Here is a 2,244-nt window from a genome sequence, read left to right as displayed (position 1 = left end):
TTTTATTTCAAATTGAATCGTTTCTAAATATATTTATAATAAATTGGGAAATAGCTTGACATTAAAGTACTTTTTTAATTAAAATAAAAATGTCAAAACGGTTCGACAGAGGTAAAGAATGACAACTATTCGAGATGTTGCTCGGTTAGCTGGCGTAGCTCCCTCTACAGCTTCCTTAGCGCTAAACAGTCGAAAACGGGTGAATCCTAATACCCGTCAAAAAGTCTTACAAGCCGCCCAAGTATTGGGTTATATACCTAATAGTTTAGCAAAAAACTTAACCGCCCAAAGAACAGGAATCATTGGTATATTGATGGCGGAAATCATCAATCCCTACCATGCCTCACTCACCCACTTTATTCAAAAAGAACTTCGAAAAAAGAGTTATCGGATGAATCTTGGAATTACTGAGGGCGAGGCACTCATTGAGGAAGAGGTTCTTAAGGACTTTATTTCTCAAAAGGTTGACGGCGTTCTGATCCACACCGCTGATATCATCAATTTCAATCTATCTACTTTTTATGAACTTATTAGAAGGGAGATCCCTACAGTATTAATTGGTGGTGGCTTTGAGGGAGTAAATCTACCAATAGTTGATGTTGAGTTAGAAAAGGGTATTTACAAACTTACTCGATATTTAATCCAGAGAGGTTACAAAAGATTTCTTTTCCTTTCCGGGCTGAAAGCGGCAGTAACCTTTAAAAGAAGAATTGATGGATTTCAAAAGGCTATGCTTGAAAATGGTTATCTAGTATTGGAAACCGACATCGTAGAAACTCACCCAGATATCGAAGGTGGATATACAAGTACTTTAGAAATATTTAATAAAAAACATCCTGCTTATGATGTTATTCTTTGTGTTAATGATTATATGGCTTTTGGTGTATTAAGGGCTTTAAGAGAATTAAAGATAAAAGTTCCGGAAAATATTGGTTTAGCCGGTTTTGATGATATTAGTTTTGCTTCGGTAGCCGGTGTTCCATTGACAACTGTTCATATACCAATTGAAGAGTTAGCAGTAAAAAGTGTTGATTTGCTTTATCAAAGGATTTTGTATAGAGAGAATCCTGAACAAAAATGTATATGGAAAAAAACTGTAGATACTCAAGTAGTGGTTCGTCAGTCAACCAGGTAAATGAATAATAAATTATAGGAGGAGGGAATAAATAACATGAATCACAAGGAAAGAATGCTAGCCGCCCTCAAATGCCAACCAGTTGACCGTATCCCTCATGGAGAACAAATGCTTCACGATGTTTTAATTCAAAAAATATTGAAGGTAAAAATGCCGAAAGCTGAAGAAAATGCACTAGTACGGTGGATGACTGAAGAATTGAGTGATTTTCAGTTTGAATGCCACAAAAAAGCTCGAGAATTTTTAGGATTTGATTTTATTCATGTCTTTCCTCGCGAACCTTGGATTAAAATTGATGAATCGAAAGAAGGATATCCTATTTATAGGGATGTTTGGGGCATGGAAGCTATTTCTACCCCTTTTACTTATGAAATACTTAAAAAACCGGTTGAAAAACCTGAAGACTTAAAAACCTATCAATTTCCAACTATTGATGATTTTAAATATGACAATCTCCACAAATGGGTTCATAAGTCCGATTTTTTTGTCGTGGTTCAAATTGAAACCGGTTTTTTTAAAATCAATCAGTTTATGGGTTTTAATAATTATATGTTTTATCTCTATGAACACCGTAGAGAATTACTTGATTTTACGGCTCGTTTTTTTGATCATGTCTTTAACTTGGCCAAAAAAGTGATTCAGGAAGGTGCCGATTGTGTCTGGCTTTCCAACGATTTTGCCTATAATACCGGTCCTTTTATATCCCCTAAAGACCTTTGGGAAATGGACTTCTCTTTTATGAAGGATGTGGTCAGAAAAATTCATGATTTAGGAAAACCAGTGGTGCTTCATGGTTGTGGAAATCAGAATTATACCCTTGATATGCTTTTGGATTGTGAAATTGATGGTCTTCATTCTCTTCAGCCAACAGCTGGTAATGATATTTGCCAAATTAAAGAAAAGTGTGGCGATCGACTTTGTCTGATCGGCAATATCGATATTAGTGAGCTTCTTCCCTTTGGATCCCCTTATGATGTTGATCAAGCCATTAAAGATTTGGTGGAAAAAGTTGGTAAGAAGAATGGTTTGGTTATCGCAACCTGTAATTTGCTGGATATGGATATTCCAATAGAAAATGCCATAACCATGCATTTTGCTGTTGATAAATA

Annotated in this window: 2 protein-coding genes; both read left to right on the top strand. The window is 35.5% G+C overall.

Annotated elements, in window-relative coordinates:
* Positions 1 to 118 precede the first annotated feature (118 nt).
* The gene (locus PLK24_RS10895; protein WP_324479060.1) at positions 119 to 1,135 is read left to right on the top strand and encodes a LacI family DNA-binding transcriptional regulator; all 1,017 of its coding nucleotides are present in this window, start codon (positions 119 to 121) and stop codon (positions 1,133 to 1,135) included.
* 36 nt (positions 1,136 to 1,171) lie between these two features.
* Positions 1,172 to 2,244: uroporphyrinogen decarboxylase family protein (locus tag PLK24_RS10890; protein WP_324479058.1), on the top strand; the 1,073-nt coding region annotated here is incomplete at its 3' end.

This window comes from Atribacter sp. (assembly GCF_035418125.1).
In the GTDB taxonomy this organism is placed as follows: Bacteria; Atribacterota; Atribacteria; order Atribacterales; family Atribacteraceae; genus Atribacter; species Atribacter allofermentans.
The sequence above is the reverse complement of the archived record's forward strand: the minus strand, read 5'-3'. Positions and strand labels throughout refer to the sequence as shown.

What these genes read in the sequence shown, in the direction of transcription:
- PLK24_RS10895 (WP_324479060.1), top strand. Translation starts at nt 119, where the DNA reads ATGACAACTATTCGAGATGTTGCTCGGTTAGCTGGCGTAGCTCCCTCT.